The sequence below is a fragment of the Parachitinimonas caeni genome, from assembly GCF_030129945.1.
In the GTDB taxonomy this organism is placed as follows: Bacteria; Pseudomonadota; Gammaproteobacteria; order Burkholderiales; family Chitinimonadaceae; genus Parachitinimonas; species Parachitinimonas caeni.
Map to the genome: position 1 here is coordinate 1 of NZ_JARRAF010000226.1, position 357 is coordinate 357.

The following is a 357-nucleotide window of genomic DNA, read 5'->3' on the forward strand; positions in this document are numbered from 1 at the left end:
CGTTGCCGGCTTCGCCCTTGAGCCCATCCTTGCCGTCTTCGCCGAACAGCTGGTCTTTGCCGGCACCGCCTTCGAGGCTGTCGTCGCCGGTATTGGCGGCGTTGCCGCTACCGCCCATCAGGGTGTCGTCGCCGTCACCGCCCTGCAGCAGGTCGTTGCCGCTGAAGCCGTAGAGCTGGTCGTTACCACCCAGGGCGCGAATCCAGTCGCGGCCATTCGTGCCGAGCAGCTGTTCGCCGGCGGCGGTGCCGTCGAGGGTCTTGTCAAAGTTGCCGGAAGGTGGCGTGCCACCGCCAGTGCCACCGCCAGTGCTGCCGCCACTGGCTACGGCTTTTTGAACCTCTGCCAGACCATAGC

General features: G+C 66.7%; 1 protein-coding gene. It reads right to left on the minus strand.

The window, feature by feature from the left end; genetic code table 11:
• The coding region (locus tag PZA18_RS24430) for a calcium-binding protein (protein ID WP_407951219.1) at positions 1–357 on the minus strand (357 nt) is incomplete at both ends.